The organism is Comamonas testosteroni (assembly GCF_030505195.1).
GTDB lineage: Bacteria > Pseudomonadota > Gammaproteobacteria > Burkholderiales > Burkholderiaceae_C > Comamonas > Comamonas testosteroni_G.
In genome coordinates, this window is the sequence record NZ_CP129672.1 from 855,690 (window position 1) to 875,429 (window position 19,740).

18 protein-coding genes and 1 pseudogene are annotated in these 19,740 nt (G+C 59.4%); 15 read left to right on the forward strand and 4 right to left on the reverse strand.

Annotated features, from left to right (window positions below; genetic code table 11):
• Nucleotides 1-42: 42 nt before the first annotated feature.
• Nucleotides 43-567, reverse strand: coding sequence for a MarR family winged helix-turn-helix transcriptional regulator (locus QYQ99_RS03895; protein ID WP_302091509.1), 525 nt, complete (start codon nt 565-567; stop codon nt 43-45).
• A 178-nt stretch (nt 568-745) separates the two neighbouring features.
• Here QYQ99_RS03895 and QYQ99_RS03900 point away from each other — a divergent pair, with 178 nt between their 5' ends.
• The 8 genes and pseudogenes from QYQ99_RS03900 to QYQ99_RS28465 all read left to right on the forward strand — a co-directional run.
• Entirely contained in the window at nt 746-1,729 is a 984-nt protein-coding gene (locus tag QYQ99_RS03900; RefSeq protein ID WP_302091510.1) for a Bug family tripartite tricarboxylate transporter substrate binding protein, read from the forward strand.
• A gap of 115 nt (nt 1,730-1,844) precedes the next feature.
• On the forward strand, nt 1,845-4,151 hold the full coding sequence (locus tag QYQ99_RS03905) for a xanthine dehydrogenase family protein molybdopterin-binding subunit (RefSeq protein WP_302091511.1): 2,307 nt from the start codon (nt 1,845-1,847) through the stop codon (nt 4,149-4,151).
• On the forward strand, nt 4,144-5,025 hold the full coding sequence (locus QYQ99_RS03910; protein ID WP_302091512.1) for an FAD binding domain-containing protein: 882 nt from the start codon (nt 4,144-4,146) through the stop codon (nt 5,023-5,025). Before QYQ99_RS03905 ends, QYQ99_RS03910 begins: the two co-directional genes overlap by 8 nt.
• A complete protein-coding gene (locus tag QYQ99_RS03915) occupies nt 5,022-5,501 on the forward strand; it encodes a (2Fe-2S)-binding protein (protein WP_302091513.1) in 480 nt (159 codons plus the stop codon). The genes QYQ99_RS03910 and QYQ99_RS03915 overlap by 4 nt, the downstream gene beginning before the upstream one ends.
• Entirely contained in the window at nt 5,491-6,294 is an 804-nt protein-coding gene (locus tag QYQ99_RS03920) for a CoxG family protein (protein WP_302091514.1), read from the forward strand. Before QYQ99_RS03915 ends, QYQ99_RS03920 begins: the two co-directional genes overlap by 11 nt.
• A 107-nt stretch (nt 6,295-6,401) precedes the next feature.
• On the forward strand, nt 6,402-7,496 hold the full coding sequence (locus QYQ99_RS03925; RefSeq protein ID WP_302091515.1) for a porin: 1,095 nt from the start codon (nt 6,402-6,404) through the stop codon (nt 7,494-7,496).
• A 279-nt stretch (nt 7,497-7,775) separates the two neighbouring features.
• Complete coding sequence (locus QYQ99_RS03930; protein WP_302091516.1) at nt 7,776-8,120, forward strand: DUF4148 domain-containing protein; 345 nt, start codon at nt 7,776-7,778, stop codon at nt 8,118-8,120.
• A 209-nt stretch (nt 8,121-8,329) separates the two neighbouring features.
• Nucleotides 8,330-8,455: pseudogene (locus tag QYQ99_RS28465) on the forward strand (IS3 family transposase); the annotation flags it as partial.
• 45 nt (nt 8,456-8,500) lie between these two features.
• Here QYQ99_RS28465 and QYQ99_RS03935 read toward each other — a convergent pair.
• Together QYQ99_RS03935 and QYQ99_RS03940 are read right to left on the reverse strand one after the other, a co-directional pair.
• Nucleotides 8,501-9,118, reverse strand: coding sequence for a flavin reductase family protein (locus QYQ99_RS03935; protein ID WP_302091517.1), 618 nt, complete (start codon nt 9,116-9,118; stop codon nt 8,501-8,503).
• A 769-nt stretch (nt 9,119-9,887) separates the two neighbouring features.
• Complete coding sequence (locus QYQ99_RS03940) at nt 9,888-10,667, reverse strand: GntR family transcriptional regulator (protein WP_302091518.1); 780 nt, start codon at nt 10,665-10,667, stop codon at nt 9,888-9,890.
• A 167-nt stretch (nt 10,668-10,834) separates the two neighbouring features.
• Here QYQ99_RS03940 and QYQ99_RS03945 point away from each other — a divergent pair, with 167 nt between their 5' ends.
• From QYQ99_RS03945 to QYQ99_RS03975, 7 genes are read left to right on the forward strand one after another with little or no spacing between them, the layout of a single operon-like run.
• The gene (locus QYQ99_RS03945; RefSeq protein ID WP_302091519.1) at nt 10,835-11,815 is read left to right on the forward strand and encodes a tripartite tricarboxylate transporter substrate binding protein; all 981 of its coding nucleotides are present in this window, start codon (nt 10,835-10,837) and stop codon (nt 11,813-11,815) included.
• Complete coding sequence (locus QYQ99_RS03950; protein WP_302091520.1) at nt 11,812-12,981, forward strand: acyl-CoA dehydrogenase family protein; 1,170 nt, start codon at nt 11,812-11,814, stop codon at nt 12,979-12,981. Before QYQ99_RS03945 ends, QYQ99_RS03950 begins: the two co-directional genes overlap by 4 nt.
• A 43-nt stretch (nt 12,982-13,024) precedes the next feature.
• Nucleotides 13,025-14,212, forward strand: coding sequence for an acyl-CoA dehydrogenase family protein (locus tag QYQ99_RS03955; protein ID WP_302091521.1), 1,188 nt, complete (start codon nt 13,025-13,027; stop codon nt 14,210-14,212).
• Entirely contained in the window at nt 14,209-15,321 is a 1,113-nt protein-coding gene (locus tag QYQ99_RS03960; protein WP_302091522.1) for an acyl-CoA dehydrogenase family protein, read from the forward strand. The genes QYQ99_RS03955 and QYQ99_RS03960 overlap by 4 nt, the downstream gene beginning before the upstream one ends.
• Complete coding sequence (locus QYQ99_RS03965) at nt 15,318-16,115, forward strand: enoyl-CoA hydratase/isomerase family protein (RefSeq protein WP_302091523.1); 798 nt, start codon at nt 15,318-15,320, stop codon at nt 16,113-16,115. The genes QYQ99_RS03960 and QYQ99_RS03965 overlap by 4 nt, the downstream gene beginning before the upstream one ends.
• A 5-nt stretch (nt 16,116-16,120) precedes the next feature.
• The gene (locus QYQ99_RS03970) at nt 16,121-17,290 is read left to right on the forward strand and encodes a CaiB/BaiF CoA transferase family protein (protein WP_302091524.1); all 1,170 of its coding nucleotides are present in this window, start codon (nt 16,121-16,123) and stop codon (nt 17,288-17,290) included.
• A gap of 9 nt (nt 17,291-17,299) precedes the next feature.
• Nucleotides 17,300-18,277: an NAD(P)H-dependent flavin oxidoreductase gene (locus QYQ99_RS03975; RefSeq protein WP_302091525.1), complete on the forward strand. Its 978-nt coding sequence runs from the start codon at nt 17,300-17,302 to the stop codon at nt 18,275-18,277.
• A gap of 518 nt (nt 18,278-18,795) precedes the next feature.
• Here the strand turns inward: QYQ99_RS03975 and QYQ99_RS03980 are convergent.
• Entirely contained in the window at nt 18,796-19,707 is a 912-nt protein-coding gene (locus QYQ99_RS03980; RefSeq protein ID WP_302091526.1) for a LysR family transcriptional regulator, read from the reverse strand.
• Nucleotides 19,708-19,740: the final 33 nt, after the last annotated feature.

The window sequence follows — 19,740 nt, forward strand, 5'->3', positions numbered from 1 at the left end:
GCAACAGCATCCAGGCGGCTATCCAACGCAGGGCCTCAGGAACTACTCCAGACCTGCTTCATCCTCGCCGCACAAAGCGCCTGCTCTCTCGCAATGTGCACGCAAGCGCATCAGCGCGTTGTACATGGCATTGCGCTCATCTTCAGGCAATGCCCGAATGGCAGCAGCCTGGCTGGCACGCGCCAAGGGCATGACCTGCGCATGCAGGGCCTCGCCCTGTTCGGTGACCTGACAAAAAATCTTTTTGCGCGGCGTATTGCCTTCACCCTGCAGATCCACCAGGCCTTTGGCCTGCAGCCGCTTGAGAGCGCGGCTCACCAAGGCTTTGTCCGAGGTGGACTGAATGACCAGATCCGAGAAGGCCAGCCGTCCGGCGTGGGCAATCAAGGCCAGCAAGCGCCACTCCGAGACCGTCAGATCGTGTTTCTCGGCGTAGGGAACGGTAATGGTGCGCCGCAGAGCATTGCCCACCTGGCTCATCAATGTGGTGATGAAGTCGTCCACCGTCAGCCCATCACCTTGCGCGTTCAAGTGCGACCAGGGCGTTTCACTCATTTTCTTGTTCATGCGCCATTGTTCCATCTAGATTAACAAAATCCAATGTCAATAGTGAAAACAGCAATTTGATCAATCAACTATAGGCGTATAACTCCATTCATTGTTTCTTTTGCGATCTATTGATTCACTATTGAAACATCAGAGGTTGCGTATGAGATTTATACCCACGGCCCAAGGAGAGGCGACCATGTCAGTTGATCGACGCCAGTTTTGCTTTACTGCTCTTGCCTGCGGCACGCTGCTTGCGCAGCCGGTGCTTGCCGAAGAAAGTTATCCCAGCAAGCCCATCACGGTGATCGTGTCCTACCCGCCAGGCGGGGATACCGATGCCATCGCCCGCCTCTTTGCCGACAAGCTCAGTCACAGACTCAAGCAGACCGTGCTGATTGACAACCGCCCAGGTGCTGGGGGTGCGATAGGCAACGGCATGGTGGGGCGTGCACGCTCCGATGGCTACACATTGCTGTTCACTCCCAACCCCTTCACCACCGCCCCCCTGGTCATGAAGCTATCGGGCGCTGCTGCCTACGACGTACTCAACGGCTACGAAGCCATCATCAACACCGCCACCCAGCCCCTGGTGCTGGTCACGAGCCCCAAGCTGGGCGTCAAAAACCTGCCCGAGCTGATTGCCAGAGCCAAGAGTGGGGCCACCGTCTCCTATGCCAGTCCGGGCGCCGGCTCGCCCATGCACATCGCTGGCGAATGGCTGAACAAGGCCGCTGGCGTCAAGCTGTCCCATGTTCCATACCGCGGTGTCGGCCCCTCGGTGACCGATGTCGTGGCGGGCCATGTCGATACTGCCTGGGTCACTTTCGGCCCTGTGCGCCAGTATCTGGACTCCGGCAAGCTGGTGGCGCTGGCCATCGGCGATACCAGGCGCTCATCGCTTGCACCTACCGTGCCGACATTGACCGAGCTGGGCTACAAGGATGTGGTGGTCAGCGCCTGGAACGGCTTCTTCGCGCCGAAAAAGACTCCCGCAGCGGTGATCAATCTGCTCAACGAGCACCTCAATGCCATTTTGCGAGAGCCCGAAGTCGTGGAAAAGCTCGCCGTCTTCGGAGCCCTGCCAGCCGGCGGCTCTCCCAAGGTGCTCAGCGATCTCAATCAGCGCGAGTACATGGTGATGGGCAAGGCCATCAAGGAACTCGGCATCGTGGCCGAGTGAAACCGATGAATCGCGCAGGCACAGGCCTGGGCGATTCGAACTGACCTCTACATGACTGACGTGGCACAAGCCCGTGGTCCGCAGTGACCCGGGTCTTCTGCCGCGAGGTACGGATATGACATCTGCTCTTTCATCTCGATCCACGCTGGGCATGGACACTCCACAGGTGACGGCCAAGGCAAAGGTGCTTGGCCGGGCCATCTACGCAGGAGATCTCAAGCTCGCCGGCATGCTGCATGGCAAGGTTCTGCGCAGCCCTTACCCGCATGCGCGCATCACTCGCATAGACACCACCGAGGCGCGCGCGCTGCCTGGCGTCAAGGCGGTTCTGACCGGCGAGGATGCTCCCGCCAATCTTTGGGGGGCGCATCACAAGGAACGCGCCGTCCTGGCCAAAGGCGTGGTGCGTTATTGCGGCGAAGAGGTAGCCGCAGTGGCCGCTGTTTCCGATGAGATCGCTCGCGACGCGCTGGATCTAATCCGGGTGGAGTACGAAGAACTACCCGCCATTCTGACGCCCGAGGAAGCCATGGATGAGGAAGCCTTCGGCATCCATCCAGGGCGCAACAATGTGGGCCACCATATCCAGTTTGAGCGCGGGGATGTGGATGCAGGCTTTGCCGCCGCAGATCTGATCCACGAAGCCACTTACACCACGCACTCTCAATACCCCGGCTATATGGAGCCCATGGCCACGGTGGCCTCGCTGGACCCCGATGGCCGGCTTGTGCTCTACACCTCAACCCAGGCAGTGAATCTGGTGCGCATGCAGGTGGCCATGACCCTCGGTCTGCCCATTTCCCGCGTGCGCGTGGTGCAGGCGGCGACCGGTGGCGGCTTCGGCGGCAAGATCGTAGAGGACGACAACCAGTTGCTTGCCGGCCTGCTGGCCTTGCATACCCAGCGTCCGGTGCGACTGGTCAACAACCGGCTGGAGGACTTCCAGTCCGCATGCACCAGCGTGCCTGAGCGCATCACCCTCAAGCTAGGCATGCTCAAGGACGGCAGCATTGTCGCCAAGCAGGTTCGCATCATTGCCGAATGCGGTGCATATGCAGGCCTTGCCGGTGATGTGATGCACGTCAGTGCCATGCGCAGCGACAACATGCACCGCAATCCGAATGTGCGTTCGGAAGCGACGCTGTACTACACCAACAATCCGCCACGCGGTGCTTTCAGGGGCTTTGGCGGAACCCAGATGCAGTTTGCGCTCAACAGCCATATCCACACGATGGCGGAGAAACTGGGCCTGGACCCGGTGCAGGTTCACAAGATCAACGCGCTCAAGGCCGGTGATGTCTCGATTCACGGCTGGCATATCGGCAGCACCGGGCTTCGGGAATGCATAGATATGGCAACCGAGGCTATAGGTTGGACCCACAAACGCCAATGCGCCAAGGCCAGCGGCGTCAAGCGCCGCGGCGTGGGCATGGCAGCGGCCATGCATGTGAGCGGCAACCGAACCATCGGCAACTGGGATGGCTCGACATTGGTCATCAAGATCAATGAGGACGGTCGCGTCTTCCTCATCAGCGGTGAATGCGACATGGGCCAGGGGGCAAGCACCATGCTCAGCCAGATCGTGGCCCATGAACTGGACTTGCCTCTGGCCGATATTCATGTGCTTGTGCCCGACACCGATGTCGCGCCGGTGGCCGTAGGTACTCTGGCTTCACGCGTCACCATGTCGGGAGGCAATGCGGCCATCATCGCCGCGCGCAAGGCGCGGCAAGAGTTGCTGAGCCTGGCTGCCGAGCGCCTGAATGCCCCCTCAGACGCACTGACGCTGGAAGGCGGTGCTGTTTGTGTAAGTGCCGAGCCTGAACGCCGCGTCACCCTGGCCGATCTGGCGCGCCAGCATATCTGGCGCCACGGAGGAGGAGGCATTCAGGTCACCGGAACCTGGGACCCAAAGACCGTCATGCATGACGACAAGCTCTACGGCAATATTGCCGCTGCTTACTCCTACGCCGCCCAGGCCGTTGAAGTGGAGGTGGACATTGAAACCGGCCAGGTCAGCGTAATCGACAGTTACGTCGCCGACGACTGCGGCAAGGCACTCAACCCCCTTGCGATTCACGGTCAGACCAATGGTGCCACCGCTCAGGCCATCGGCTGGACGCTGTATGAGCAGTTGCACTACGAGAACGGGCGCTTGGCGAACGGCAATTTCGCGGACTACAACATGCCCACCGCCGATGCTGTGCCAATGTTGCGTGGCGGCCTCGTGGAATCCAACGACCCCAATGGTCCCTATGGCGCCAAGGGTGCCAGCGAAACCGCCATCCTGCCCGGCGCACCAGCCATTGCCAACGCTGTCTATGACGCCATTGGCGTGCGCATCACAGATCTGCCAATCACCCCGGAAAAAGTGCTGGCTGCATTGCGCGACAAGCAGCAACAAGGAGCAAGCCATGCGTGAATTTGATTTTGCAGAGCCCCACTCCATCGAGGAAGCAAGCCAGCTGCTGGCTGAATACGGCGACGATGCACGCATCATTGCGGGCGGATCGGCGCTGATGCTGGCCATGCGCCAACGCATGCTCGCGCCCACGCACCTGATTTCAGTGGCGAAGCTGCCCAGACTGCATGGCATTGACTTTGATCAGCGCAAAGGTCTTCGTATCGGGGCCATGAGCCGCCATATCGACGTGGCTCGCTCCGAACTAGTGAAAAAGCATGCACCGGTGCTTGCCCGGATGGCCGGCCAGGTGGCCAATCCGCAGGTGCGCAATCAGGGCACGATAGGCGGCAATCTTTGCTATGCGGACCCGTCCACGGACCCGCCCGGTTGTCTGATGGCCCTCGACGCCTCGGTCGTTCTGGGCAGCACACGCGGAGAACGCGTGCTGTCGATGGAAGAGTTCCTGGTCGACTACTACGCAACGGCCATGGAGCCCGATGAGGTACTCCTTGAAATTCGTGTTCCGCTGCAGGCTCCTGGCACCCAGGGGATCTATACGCGTTTCCTGCGCACAGCCGCGGAACACCGCCCACTGGCCAGCGTGGCTCTGGTCGTCCAGATGGACGGGCAAATATGCCATCAGGCACGCCTGGCCGTAGGTGCATCCACCCCCATTCCCGCAAGGCTGAACCGCGCGGAGGACTGCTTACGAGGCAAGACCGTGAATGCGCAGCTCGCTGCAGAGGTCGCAAGCATCGTGGCTGAGGACATCCAGCCGATCTCCGACCTGCGGGGCAGCAGCGAGTTCCGCCGAGAAATGGTGCGTACGGTAACCCGCCGCACGGTAGCCACGCTGTTTGGAATTGATATCAATGAAGGAGTTACCGCATGAGCACGCATCGCATCGAATGCCAGATCAACGGCGAATCGCATAGCGTTGAGGTTGCGTCGCGGCGGCTGTTATCGGACTTTTTGCGAGACGACCTGCATCTGACAGGCACCAAGCGAGGCTGCGAAACCGGTACTTGCGGCGCATGCTCGGTGCTGCTGGACGGCGAAGTCATCAAATCCTGTCTGATGCTGGCAGTACAGGTTCATGGACGCAGCATCACCACCATCGAAGGGCTGGCCGCTGGGGACAAGCTGCATCCACTGCAGAAGAACTTCATGCAATGCGGCGGACTGCAGTGCGGCTACTGCACGCCGGGTTTCATCATGGCCTCTTGCGACCTGCTCAAGAACACTCCGCAGCCCAGTTGCGAAGAAGTGCGCCACGGCCTCAGCGGCAATCTCTGCCGCTGTACCGGCTACACCCAAATCGTGGAATCGGTGCTGCATGCAGCACAGGAGATGCATCATGGAAATTGAAAAAAACCTAACCGTTTCGGCCCCTCCCCAGCAGGTCTGGGATCTGCTCCTCAATCCCCAGATCATGGCCGGCGCCGTGCCGGGGATGAAGTCCATTGATGTCATCAGTCCCACGGAATACGTGGCGGAGATGCACCAGAAGATTTCCTTCATCAGCGCCAGGTTCAAGCTCAAGACCAAGATCGTCGAGCAGAACGCTCCGGAATACATGCGCGTGGAAGGCACCGGCGAGGATGCCTCGGTGGCCAGTTCGCTCAAGCAGACCAGCGAAGTGTTTCTGACGCCCGCTGCCAACGGAGGCACGGATTTGCGCATCAAGGTCCAGGTGGATGTGCTGGGCCGCCTGGGCGCCTTTGGCCTGTCGGTCATGAAGACCAAGGCCGATCGCCTCTGGGAAGAGTTTGGCAGCAATCTGGCTGCTCGCATCGAAGCTGGTGGCTTGATTGTTGATGCCGCACCACCTTCATCCGCCGGCCCCTCGACAGCGCCCACCATGCCTTCATTGGCCAAGCCAGCTGTCGCAAGCCCCGAGATCAAGCCTGCCCCTGCGTCGAGAGTCTGTTCTAGCGCAGTGCCGCAGGGTCGGATGGAAGCCGCCATCACAGCCTCCACGCAGGACACATACAGCGAAGCCGGCTGGTGGGCCCGTATCTTCGGAGGTGCCCGCAATGCACGCAGGGCCGGCCAGGTCATACGCGTAGAAGTGCGTCAGATGGACAAGACGATCTGTGTCGAGTGGCCTTCAACAGCTGCGTCTGAATGCCGGGAATGGCTCCAGTCTCTGCACAAGTAAGCACTGTTTTTGCACCGACCAAGAAGGAGGCTCACGACTCAACAGCTCAATCACATCAAGCCACGCATGCAAAAAATACTGAACGAAATTAAAAATTGGAGACATTCATGCTGAAGAAGCTAGCGAGCGCCATTGCGCTTCTGGGGGTGGGAGGGTTGGCACATGCACAATCGTCCGTACAGATTTACGGCATCATGGATACGGCCGTCGAAACCATGAACAACGTGGGCGCAACCAAGTCCAACCTCACACGCATGCCCAATCTGACGGGCAGCGTTCCCTCCCGCCTGGGCTTTCGCGGCCGCGAGGATCTGGGAGGCGGATTGAGCGCATCCTTCACGCTGGAGATGGGTATCGGCCCCGACAGCGGAGCTCTCAACCAGGGCGGTCGCGGTTTCGGCCGCCAGTCCTTCGTAAGCCTCAATGGCCCCTGGGGATCGCTGGGGCTGGGCCGTCAGTACACCATGCTGTTCTGGTCCGTACTCGACGCTGACGTGATCGGTCCGAGCCTGCACAGCATGGCCAGTCTGGACAACTACTTTCCCAATGCACGTGCCGACAATGCGATCTCCTACAAAGGCACGTTTTCGGGCCTAGCCGTTGGCGCGACCTATAGCTTCGGCCGCGATGCCGTCAATGCGGGCCCCAGCCCCGGCGGTACCAACTGCGCAGGTGAAAGCAGCACCGACGCCAAGACCTGCCGTGAGTGGTCGGCCATGCTCAAGTACGACACCACGACATGGGGGGCGGCGCTGGCGCATGACGAACTGCGCGGCGGCCCCGGTGCTTTCGCGGGGCTGACCAGCAGCGACAAGGTCGACAAGCGCACCATGCTCAACGGCTATGTGAAGCTCGGTGGCGCAAAGATTGGTGGTGGCTATATGCGTCGCAAGAATGACGGCTATATCGCATCGCCGCGCAACGACCTGTGGTTTGTGGGCGTGACCTACCCCCTTGGTCCATGGACCGTGGACGCACAGTACAACCAGCTCAAGTACAAGGACAACGCGGACAAGGGTCAGCTGCTGGTACTGCGCGGTACCTACAACCTGTCCAAGCGCACTGCTGCCTATGCATCGCTGGGTTATATGAAAAACAGCGGCAATGCTGCCTTTGGAGCAAGTAGCGCTCAAGCTGGTGGAACACCGCTGCCTGGCGTCAACCAGACTGGCTTTGGCATAGGCTTGCGCCATACGTTCTAAAACCGGTGCCGATACTGCGGGTGAAGGTGGCCTGGTGACCTGCACCCGCTTTTCAAAAGAAGCAACAGTCCCCCATGCGGGGCTCGTTCACCAAGATAGACGGAACTTGCCTACCTGCCTAAAGGACAGTCCAGGTCGGCATGAGAAGAAGCTGACAACAATGTCACCTCGCTGTCCCGCTTCTGTTGGGGTCGGATTTCTAAGATCCACACATCTCCTCCTTACCTTTCTCAAGGCCAGGGAGATTGTGTTTCACCGACTTTCTTAGGAGCTACCACCATGTCTCAACGTCCTCTGTCCATCGCGTCCGTATTGGCAAGCGCAGCAGCAGTAGCTGTACTGGCCATGCCGGGGATGGCTTCGGCAGCCTACGAACACCCAGCCAATAACGAGCAAGGTGTGACTATTCATCCGGAACATTTCGTGAGCCAGAAGACACGTGCTCAAGTCAGGGCCGAAACTGCAGAGGCGATGAAAAACGGCCACCTGTCGTATGGAGAAAGCAACTTCCCCAACCTTGCACCCCCTGCAGGTCCCGGTAAAACACGCGAAGAAGTGATTAACGAATTCCTGCGCGAATCTCCAGCAGCGCGGGAAGCTCGTTTGCAGTCCACCGCTCGCTGAGGCCCATAGAGGCCTTCTTGGGGCGCCGGTCTTCCTTGACCAGCATTGCGCAATGCGATGACCGGCTTGCGTGACCTGACCACCGGCAGCAACTGCCCCATTACTGCCTGCCGAGTTGCGATGATCAATGCTTGAAATGCCGGCATCACCCAGTCCAAGTAAGCAATTGGTGCGTGATAAGCCTGAACCACTGACGGCGCCCGAAACCTGATTGGAGCGACTTCGACGAGGTGCGGGAGTTCGCTACGCAGTGGATGCGGCGCTGCAACCATGAACGTCCAAAAATGGCATGGGGCGGCATTACCCCAAAACAGCGGCTGGCCATGGCCGCATAGCTCGACTTCTCAGAACTGCGAAATTCGGGGGATTACCGTCTGCTACTAGGGACGATACATGCGGAACTTCTGCTCATCGCCAATCGAGAAATAGTCTGCCGGGCCCCCCGCGCGCAGTATCACCCCGGAATTGGCCGTGTCGAACATACCGTCCTTGAGAAGCCGATGATCGATGTAGACCTTCACCACCTCCCCAAGCACGAGCCAAGACGGAATTGACTCGTGGCTAGCGGCACGCAACTGATGGATGTCGGTCAATCGGCATTCGAAGGTCACCGGGCTCTGAGCGACTCTGGGCACCCGTATCAACTCCGAATCCACGGCTTCCAGCCCTGCCAGCTCGAACTCATCCACCTCTGGACGGACGGCAGCACAAGTCTGGTTCATGGCATCGGCTAGCTCACGCGTGGCCAGATTCCACGCGAACTCGCCAGTCTCCTGGATATTACGCACCGTGTCTTTCCAGCCGATGCTGGAGAATCCGATGATGGGAGGGACGTAGTTGAAGGCGTTAAAGAAGCTGTAGGGTGCCAGATTGACATGCCCGCTCGCGCTCCTGCTCGAAATCCATCCGATCGGTCGCGGGCCGACGATGGCGTTGAAGGGATCATGCGGTAGTCCGTGCCCTTTGCGGGGCTCATAGGTGTGCGCGTCAGTTTTCATCGCTGGTTGTTCTAGCCTCTGGCCTGTCGGGAAGTGCCCAACTGCATTCATGGGCGATAGTGCAAGTCTAACGGCGCGCTGGAGGAGATCGGGCTGCTGGTGGCTCCGAGGTCTAACCCGTCGCTATAGCCGACTCGCACTGGTAAGGTGCTGGCGCCTCAGCACAAACGATGAGCGCCTGATTTTGCGTTTAAAAGCCGTCCCTTTGAATCGGGAGACCAGCCCCTACCCCGAGCAAGTAGCCGCTCCTGGGCGGCATATGATCAATTCTGGCCGAACGACTGGTCTTGGATGCTGAGCAGCTACCTGCCCCCGTACCTGCAGAAGGAACGGTTTGAAAGGCGATGGCCACACGGTAAGCAAGTCTTGACCGCTGGCAACCAACCAAGCATGTATTCATGCAGCAACTACTGCTTTGCAGAGATTGTTGCTGCTCATGGCTGCATCGTGACCGATCGGTCACAGCTACATAGCGGTCATCTGAGATCCAAGGCTGGTGACTGCTCAACGACAGGTTCTAGGTGAGTAGCCGACAGTGACCGTCAGTGGATCCTAGTGACTCTGCTGGAAGTCCGCACTGCGGCTCATGAACAGGCGTTACCGACCCATTGTTGTCATCCGAGCTTTGTCGACGGATAGCTAGTGTGCAGCGATAGCTGCCGACGACCGCCACGTTAGCGACTTACGCTTACCGGCACAAAGCAGTCGTACTCGTTTGATTGTCAAAGCGCTCGTGATCTCAACTAATTGAAATCTATCCGTCGCCGGCTCAGCGACGAATCACTGCCCGGTAAGTGAACTTGTCGGGTCGAAAATACATCTGCGCATATATCAACGGCTGGTTTTCGATGTCGTGCGGCACAAAGCTCACATACAAGAGCGGCGTATCAGGTGCCACGTTCAAAATTTTACCGCGCTCCACGCCAGCGGCCACAGCGCGGGCTTCGATGTGCGTGCTTTCCAGCCGATACCCCAAATTGGCTTCCAGCACACTCATGGTGTCCGCTGTCTCCAAGTCGTGAGCCAGCAGTGCCTCTGCCATGGAGGGAGGTGCAAATAGCTTGCCGCAGACGATCGCCTCGCCGTCAACAAGGCGCACATGAGAAATGCAGGTCAGCGGTGCGCCTACCGCCAGCTTCAGACTATGTGCGACACGTATCGACGCTTTCACCGTGCGCACCGAAAGCGTTTTGCCCTGCGCGTGATAGCCCTTGGAGCGCATGTGCTCATAAAAGCCGGTGAGCATTCCAAGCTGCGGCGCATTCGAGGGACGGGTGACAAAACTCCCCTTGCCATTAAAGGTTTCCACCAAACCTTCCGCCTGAAGCGCTGATAACGCCTGCCGCACCGTGATTCGGCTAACACCAAACTGCGCTTGCAGCTTGGATTCGGAAGGAAGCTTTTGCCCTGGCGCGAGCTGCTTTTCCAAAATGCTTTGGCGCAGGCTTTGCTGCACCTGTGCAAACAGTGGCAGATCGGTTTGAATTTTTTTTTCTTGCTGCGCCGCTGATGCGCTGGCGACAGATTTTTCGGTCTTGGTTTTAGGCATGTCTGACGTGCACTATATCCGTTAGATATTGGGTTGGCAGGCAGAACTTGATCACCCTTGCAACCATGCGCTGTCATAACAGGTATTGCTAGATCTTCGCACGCAACCTATTATGACAGGTATGTGCAATGGAGTTTTTCCATTGCACATAAAAATGGAGACAAGACATGCAACGCAGAAAAATCATAAGCACGCTGCTAAGCGGCGCGGCTGCCTTGGGTGCCAGCACCTTTACGTGTAATGCGCTGGCCGCGCCGGATAGCGACTATCCCAAACGCCCTATCCACGTCATCGTGCCCTATGCTGCCGGTGGCGTGGTTGATGTGCAGACTCGGGCGCTCACTCAAACGCTGCAAGGCATCCTCAAACAACCTATCGTGGTGGAAGCCAAGCCCGGCGCGAGCGGCAGCATTGCCGCTGAAACGGTGGCACGTGCAGCGCCAGACGGCTATACCTTGCTTGTGTCGGCCTCGTTTCTGATCAACACGCCGCTCATGGAAAGCAATCTGCGTTGGAAAATGCAGGATTTCACGCCAATTGGCCGCTTCTCGCTGTCTACCAGCTACTTCACCGTGCCGATGACATCGCCCGCCAAGACTGTGCGCGAATTCGTCGACATGGCAAAGAAGGCTTCACCGCCGCTGCAATACGCTGATGGTGGCATCGGCACGCCGCAGTCTATGTCCACGATGATGTTCCGCACGGCTGCGGGCATTCCGCTGGAGATGGTGATGTACAAGGGTGCGCCGCCCGCGATTCCTGATCTCATCAATAACCGCGTGTCGATGTCGATCCTTCCGTCTGCCGTGGCAATTCCGCAGATCAACGGCAAGAAGCTGCGTGTGCTGGCCAACATTAGTGACACGCGCTCCAATGAGTTGCCGGGCGTGCCAACGTTCGCAGAAGCCGGTTTTCCTGAAGCAACTGCTGTATCTTGGTACGGCTTACACGCGCCCACAGGCACGCCGCAAGTCATCATTCAAAAGCTCGAAGCCGCAATGCGCGAGGCCACTGCCACAGAAGAAGTGAAGAAGCGCCTCATTGCCGCCGCTGGCGAAGAAGCCTTCATGGGCACCAAAGAATTCACCACATTCATCGAAACAGATGTCCAGCGTTGGACAAAAATGATGAAGGCGATTCAGCGATGAGAACGCGCCCCGAACACGAGTTTCAAATCCTGATCGGCGAGCTGCGCGAATTCATCGCCAGCGAAGTCGTTCCGCAAGAGCATTTGCTTCAAGCTGGTGACGCCAAAGCCTTGCAAGAAACCACGCGCGTGTTGCAACGCAAGGCCGTTGCGCGCGGCTTTGGCGCAGCACGCACAGCGCGTGAGTATGGCGGCCTCGCGCTGAGCTGGGTGGAATGCTGTAGCTATCTGGAAGAAGCGGGCCGCAGCTTTTTGGGCCCTGCGGTTTTGCAATGCGCTCCGCCAACTCAGCCAGACATATACGCGCTGGAAAAGTTGGGCTCGCCCGAGCAGCAACAGCGCTATCTGGAGCCGCTGCGCACGGGCGATCTGCACTCCTGCTTTGCAATGACCGAACCCGCGCCTGGCGTAGGCTCTGACCCGCGCATGCTCAGCGCCACAGCCAAGCGTCTGCCTGAAGGGGGCTGGGAAATCAATGCCCACAAATGGTTTATCACCGGCGCCGTGCGGGCCGACGTAGCGATTGTTGTGGCACGCACCGAAGCCGGTGTCTCCTGGTTTCTGGTGGACACAGACACCCCGGGTTATCGCCTGGTGCGCGACGTGTCGACGATGGAGCCGTTTGATGCCGGTGGCCACGGCGAGATCACGCTCACCAATTGCCGCGTGCCTGCGAGCGCATTGATCGGCGAAGAAGGCCGTGGCCTCGAATACGCACAGCTACGCCTCGAAGGCGCACGCCTGTTTCACTGCATGCGTTTTATCGGCATGGCGTCTCGTGCGATGGATATCGCGCAAGAGTACGCATCACACCGAGAATCTTATGGTGCGAAGCTGGGCGAGCACCAGATGGTGCAGTCCATGATTGCCGATGCGCATATCGAGCTTTACGCCGCACGCCTGATGACGCGCGATGTAGCGCGAATGCTGGATGCGGGCGAATCGATTCGCCATCACTCCTCGATGGCCAAGGTGTTCGTCTCCGAAGTGGTCTGCAAAGTGGCGGACTCAGCGGTGCAAATTTGCGGCGCACTTGGCATCTCCGAGGACACGCCGGTGTCAATGATTTATCGCCAGATGCGGCCTTTCCGTATTTATGACGGCGCGTCCGAAGTCCACCGATCGGCGATTGCCAAACGTGCGCTGCGCCATCGCATTTGCGCCTGATGCAGGCTGATCCCGCTTGAATTTCACTCTAGGTTTTCCACCCATGCAAGAGACCACCGAACTTGCGGCATTCCGCACAAAGATACGCCAATTTGTCGGCGAACGCCTTCCCCAGGACGTTCGCGAAACCACGCAGCGCGGCCAGCAGCACACGCGTGAGCAAGTGGTGCGTTGGCACAAAATCCTTGCCACCGATGGCCTTCTCGTGCCGCATTGGTTCAAGCGCTGGGGCGGTCAGGAATGGAGCGTCGAACAGCAAATGGTGTTTGACGAAGAAATGGCGCAAGGCCACGCGCCGGAGCTCAACAGCGTGACATTCGACATGCTCGGCCCGGTGATCATGCACTACGGCAGTGAGGCGCAAAAAGAGCGATTTTTGCCCGCGATTGCCGCTGGCGATCAATGGTGGTGCCAGGGCTACTCGGAGCCCAACGCGGGCTCGGATCTCGCATCGCTCGCCACCCAGGCCAAGCGTGATGGCGATCACTACGTGGTCAACGGTTCGAAGATCTGGACTTCGTATGCACAGTACTCCGACTGGATGTTCTGCCTCGTTCGCACAGCCCAAGGTGGCAAGCCGCAAGAGGGCATTTCCTTTTTGCTGATCGATATGAAATCGCCCGGCATCACTGTGCGTCCCATCGTCGGCATTCACGGTTGGGTGGTCTTCAACGAAGTGTTCCTCGACAACGTGCACGTGCCCGTGGATCAAATCGTAGGCGAGGAAAACGAGGGCTGGACGGTGGCCAAGTCGCTGCTGGAATTTGAGCGGCTGAAACTCGCGCGCATCGGTGAAAACAAGCGCCGCATGACACGTGCGCGTGAGATTGGGCTTACGCACATGCATCTGGGCAAACCCGTTGGCGAGCAGCACTGGTTTCGGGAACGCTTTGCCGATCTGCAATCGCGCTTGCTGGCGCTCGAAGCCAACGCGGGCCGCTTCATCCAACGCCAGCAAGCGGGCGAGTTGCTTGGCGCGGAAGTCTCCATGCTCAAGATGCGTGGCAGCCGCTTGATTCAGCTGTGGGAAGAACTCATCGTCGACGGCCTCGGCGCCGATGCGTTTGCACTCAGCCCCGCCTGGCTTGCAGGCCAAAGCGATGCCCCGCAGATGGGGAGCATTGCGGGCACCGCATCCTCTCGCCGATTTCTTGCGCGGGGCTACACCATCGCCGGTGGCTCCAGTGAAATTCAACACAATATTCTCGCCAAACAGGTACTCGGACTATGAGCGACTCCCTGCAACAAGAGCAGCAAATGATTGCCGACAGTGTTCGGCGTTGGGCCACGCAAACAAGCTCGCCTGCACAACGCGAAGCCTCGGCCGCACACAACGACGGCTGCCCGCCAGAGCGCTGGGGCGAAATCGCCGAAATGGGATGGCTGGCCTTCCCCATTCCCGCCGAAGACGAGGGTCTTGGCGGCAGTCTGGAAGACCTGTGCGTGCTCGCCGAAGAGTTGGGCCGTGCGCTACTGATCGAGCCCTTTGTCGCCAACGCCATCGTCGCCAGTCATTTGATGGTGCAGACCGCCGAAGGTGCGCTGCGCAGTCAATGGCTTGGTGATCTTGCAAGTGGTCAAAAACGTATGGCCTTTGCGATGTGGGAGCCGCAATGCGAGGGCCTCGTGATGCCTGCAAACGCCACGGCTCAACAGACGCCTGACGGTTTTGCAATCAGCGGCGCCAAAGGACTTTCGCCCGGACTTTCAGGTGCAGATGCATTGCTGCTGGTTGCTCGCATTGCCGACGACGACTTCGGCCTATTTTTCGTCAACGCCGATGCGGCTGGCCTCACGCTCGGCAACCAACGCCTGTACGACGGTCGCCACGCTGCCTCTTTACAGCTAGAGAAATCACCGGCAAAGCTGCTGCGCAAGGCCCCTTGGGCGCAAATGCATGTGTTGGTGCAATCGGCTATTGATCGCGGCATCATCGCGCATTGTGCGGAAACGGCTGGCGCGGCCAGCGTGGCGCTCGCCACCACCATTGAGTATGTGAAGACCCGCAAGCAGTTTGGACGCAGCATTAGCAGCAACCAAGTGGTGCAGCACCGGCTGGTTGATCTTTATGTAGAAGTGCAAGAGCTCAAAGCCTTGTGGCGCTACGTCGCCAACGAGCCATCGCCAGGCAATGTGTCGGCGCTTGCCATTCGCTGCATTGACGTGGCCCGTCACGTGTGGGAAGAAACCCTGCAATTGCACGGCGCGATCGGCATGACTGAGGAGTACGAACTCGGCGAATACCTGCGCCGCCTGGCGCTGGCTACATCGCTGTATGGCGGCGCAGCCGTGCATCACGAGCGCCTTGCCGCGCTTTCTTTTAAGGCAGGCTACGCATGACAAATACGCAAGAGCATCCATCGCTCATCACCACACGCGAAACGGGCGTGCTGTGCATGATCATCAATGCGCCGCAAGTGCGTAATTCTTTGCAAGCACCCGGTGTGCTGGACGGTTTGCTAAGCGCACTCGAAGAGCTGGAGCAAGACCCCACGCTGCGCGCTGCCGTACTGACGGGCGCGGGTGGCGCATTCTGTTCGGGCGGCGATCTGCGCCAGCTCTCAGAAAAAAGCGAAGCCGAAGTGCGTCGCAATATGACGAGGAATGCTTGGCTGTATCGACGCCTTGCGCTCAGCGACAAGCTCATCATCGCTGCGGTCGATGGCCCAGCCTATGGTGCGGGACTGGGTCTGGCGCTGGCCTGCGATTTGGTGGTGGCGGGAAAAGACGCAATGTTTTGCAGCGCCTTCACCCGCGTCGGTGCGATGCCGGATGCCGCGCTGTTTTGGTCGCTGCCGTCACGTGTCGGTACTACGCAAGCCCGCCGCATGATGCTGATGGCCACCGAAGTGAACGCCGAGCGCGCCTTGCAAACCGGCCTTGCCGATGAGCATGTGGCGGATGGCAGTGCGCTGCCCACAGCGCTTGAGTTGGCGCACAAGATTGCACGTGGGCCGCAGCGCCCGTTTGGCCGCATCAAGGCCGGCTTGCGCCGCGCGCCAATATCGCTGGAAGATGCGCTCGCGTTCCAGCTCGACAATGCGCCCGGACTCTTTGCGGGAGCGGATTTCAAGGAAGGTGCGAATGCTTTCTTTGAAAAGCGCCGGCCCGTTTTTGGACAGCAGGATCAGTAAGCGCCATGACATCAGCCATCAACTCTGTACCAAACGATGCGCCGCTGGCAGGCGTGCGCGTGATCGAATTCGGCCAATACATTGCCGTGCCCGCCGCTGGCCAATCGCTCGCGGACTTGGGCGCGGAGGTCATCAAGATCGAACCTTCAGCAGGTGATGCAGCCCGTCAGCTCGGCTGGACCGATGACGACTGTGGCCCCATGTTCACCGCCTACAACCGCGGCAAACGCTCAGTGGTGCTCGACTTGCGCAGCGATGCGGGGTCCGCCGCTGCGCTCAAGCTGGTTGCCAGTGCCGACATCGTCTTGCAAAACATGCGCCCCGGTGCCATGCACAAGCTGGGCCTGAGCGCCGAACAACTGATGTCGCAGTTCCCACGCCTGATCTATGGACAAGTCAGCGGCTTTGGCCAACGCGGTCCTGCCAGCTCGCGGGCAGGCCTTGACATCGCTGCCCAGGCCGAAAGCGGCATGATGAGCCTGAACGGCGAGGCCGGGCGCGATCCCGTTCGTGTTGGCTTCACCGCTGTCGACATACTCACCGCGCAATCGCTCACCAGTGGCGTGCTGGCAGCGCTGTTTCGCCGCAGCGTGAACGGGCGCGGTGCGCTCATTAATCTCTCGTTGATCGATATTGCCGTGGCGTCGCTCGCGAACGCTTGGGCAGAGTACCGCATGTTCAACAAAGTGCCCCTGCGCTGCGGTAACGGCCAGCCAACAGTGGCACCCGCGGCCGAGGTGGTGGCGACGAGCGACGGCATGGTGGTGGTTTCTGCCTATACCGAGGAGCATTTCCCGCGTCTGTGCAACGCCATCGGCAGCCCGGAACTCGCTCAAGACGCACGTTTTGCGACCAATCGCGCACGCGTGGAAAACCGCGCGGCATTGCTTGCGGCGCTCAACACTGCCTTCCACCACCACAGTACCCATGCGGTTTGCGAGCTGCTGAGCAACGCTGGCGTTGTAGTCGGAGCCATCCGCACCATGGACCAGATTCGCGCCGGGCAGGAAGGTGTTTCCAAGGACTTGTTCGTTGGAACCCAGGCCGGTGAACGCGCGCCCGCAGATATTCCAGGAGTCGTCTTAATCGACGACTACAAACACCGCCCTGGCCGCGTGCCATCGCTCGGCGAGCACACTCGCCAAGTGCTTTCCGAACTGAACCAAGCCAACTGATCAAGAGACATGAAAACCCGAATCACAGAACTCTTCAACATCGAATGCCCCATCATTCAAGGCGGCATGCACCACGTTGGCTTGGCCGAGCTGGCGGCTGCGGTCTCCAATGCCGGCGGCCTTGGCGTCATCACCGCACTCACCCAGCCATCGGCTGAGGCCCTGTCCAGGGAAATTGCGCGCTGCCGCGAGATGACGGACAAGCCTTTTGGAGTGAATCTCACCTTTCTGCCTGCGGTCAATGCCCCAGACTATCCCGGCTATGTGCGCGCCATCATCGAAGGCGGCGTGAAGATTGTGGAGACCGCTGGCAACAATCCACAGCAATGGCTACCGGCACTGCATGAGGCTGGCATCAAGGTCATCCACAAATGCACCTCGGTGCGCCACGCGCTCAAGGCACAAAGCATTGGCTGCGATGCGGTGAGCGTAGACGGTTTTGAATGCGCTGGCCACCCAGGCGAAGACGACATCCCCAACTTCATCCTGCTGCCGCGCGCGGCGGAAGAATTGAAGGTGCCTTTTGTGGCCTCTGGCGGCATGGCCGATGGCCGCTCACTGGTCGCAGCGCTGGCGCTGGGCGCTGACGGCATCAACATGGGCACACGTTTTGTCGCCACGAAGGAGGCCCCGGTTCACGACAACGTCAAGCAGGCAATTGTGCGGGCTACCGAACTCGATACGCGTCTTGTGATGCGCCCGCTGCGCAACACCGAACGCGTGCTGAACAACCCCGCAGTCGAGCGCCTGATTGCCAAGGAGCGTGAGCTGGGCGAAAAGATCAAGTTCGCAGACATCGCCACCGAGGTCGCGGGTGTTTATCCGCGCGTGATGAAGCAAGGCGATCTCGATTGCGGCGCCTGGTCTTGCGGTCAGGTGGCAGGGCTGATTCATGACATTCCAAGCGTGCAGGAGCTGCTGGACCGCATCATGCGCGAGGCGCATGAAATCGTGAATGAGCGATTGCTCAAGCGCTTCGGGATCTAATGGTTGTGAATCGAACAGCTTTTCCTCGATAGCGCGAGCAGAATCAGCAAGCTGATGGAGTTGGAGTGTTTACGGCATTAGGTTAGAAGTGGCGACGCTCATAAAACAACTCAACCCTGCTACAAAGCGAGATTCTTGGGCTCATGCAGCAATAACACCATTTCAGATCACGCAAAAGCAGGCACTTGGCGTTCGATCAGCAGACTCCAACGACATCTTGAGATGTAGGGCAGACTTTCTCGAAAATTTTGGCGCAACGACTGCTTTGAGCAACAGCCGTCATTAGCATCTCTGAAGTGAACGACTGCAACCAGCCTAGACTTGCCGTTCACGGTTACCTACCGGACGACAGCTTCTGGCCGGTAGCACTCCATCGACATCGTTCTATTGGCCAATGTGATTGACTTGGCCCAAGTCTTTCTTGCCACAGCACTTCTCGCACTCTGTGCAATTCCGATTGCGCCCGGGCTGTATGGCCACAGCCAGTGGATGACTGGAGAGAAAGGGGTTTACTGATGTCACCGCTTGGTTGAACAAGGAGTGGTGATTCTCAGCGCTTGCACCACCAGCGTGAATGCCGGTGATGGCTGGCGCCTGCTGGGGTAGTACAGATGGTAGCCTTCGAATTTCGGGCACCAGTCCTCAAGCACACGCACGAGCCGGCCATCTTCTAGGTACGGCATCAGCTCATCTTCCGGCAGCAGTGTGATGCCCAGCCCGGCCAGCGCAGCGTCCACCTGGGGCTGGGTGGTATTGAAGATCAGCTGCCCATCCACGCGCACATTCATCTGCTGGCCGCGGCGCTCGAAATCCCAGACATAGAGGCCACCGGAGCTTTGCATGCGCTGGTTGATGCACCGATGCTTCATCAGATCCTGGGGCACCTTGGGTTTTCCGTGAGCCTCGAAGTAGTCCGGCGAAGCCACCACCGCCAGGCGCATGGGCGGCCCGATGGGCACTGCGATCATGTCCTTGTCAATGGTCTTTCCCAGACGCACGCCAGCGTCGAAGCGATCCGCGACGATGTCGCGCAAGCCGTAGTTCACATCGAACTCCAGCTTGATGTCGGGGTACTCGCGCAGCAACGGCGTGAGCTTGGGCAGCAGCACGCTGTGCAGCACATAGTCACCGCAGGTGATGCGCACGGTGCCAGCTGGCTTGTCACGCAGCTCGGTCAAGGCATCAAGCTCAGCTTCGATCTCATCGAAGCGGTTGCCGATGGCCTGCATCAGCCGCTCGCCCGCCGAAGTCGGAGAGACGCTGCGAGTGGTTCGTGTGAGCAGCCGGATCTGCAGGCGCTCCTCCAGCGCGCGGATGGTCTGGCTCAGGGCGGACTGCGTCACCCCGAGCGCCGCGGCGGCGCGGGTAAAGCTGCCTTCGCGTGCGACGGTGACGAAGGCCAGCAGATCGTTGAGGTTGCGTCGAGCCATGGGGCAGTTTCTCACGAATACTGATTAGCTTCA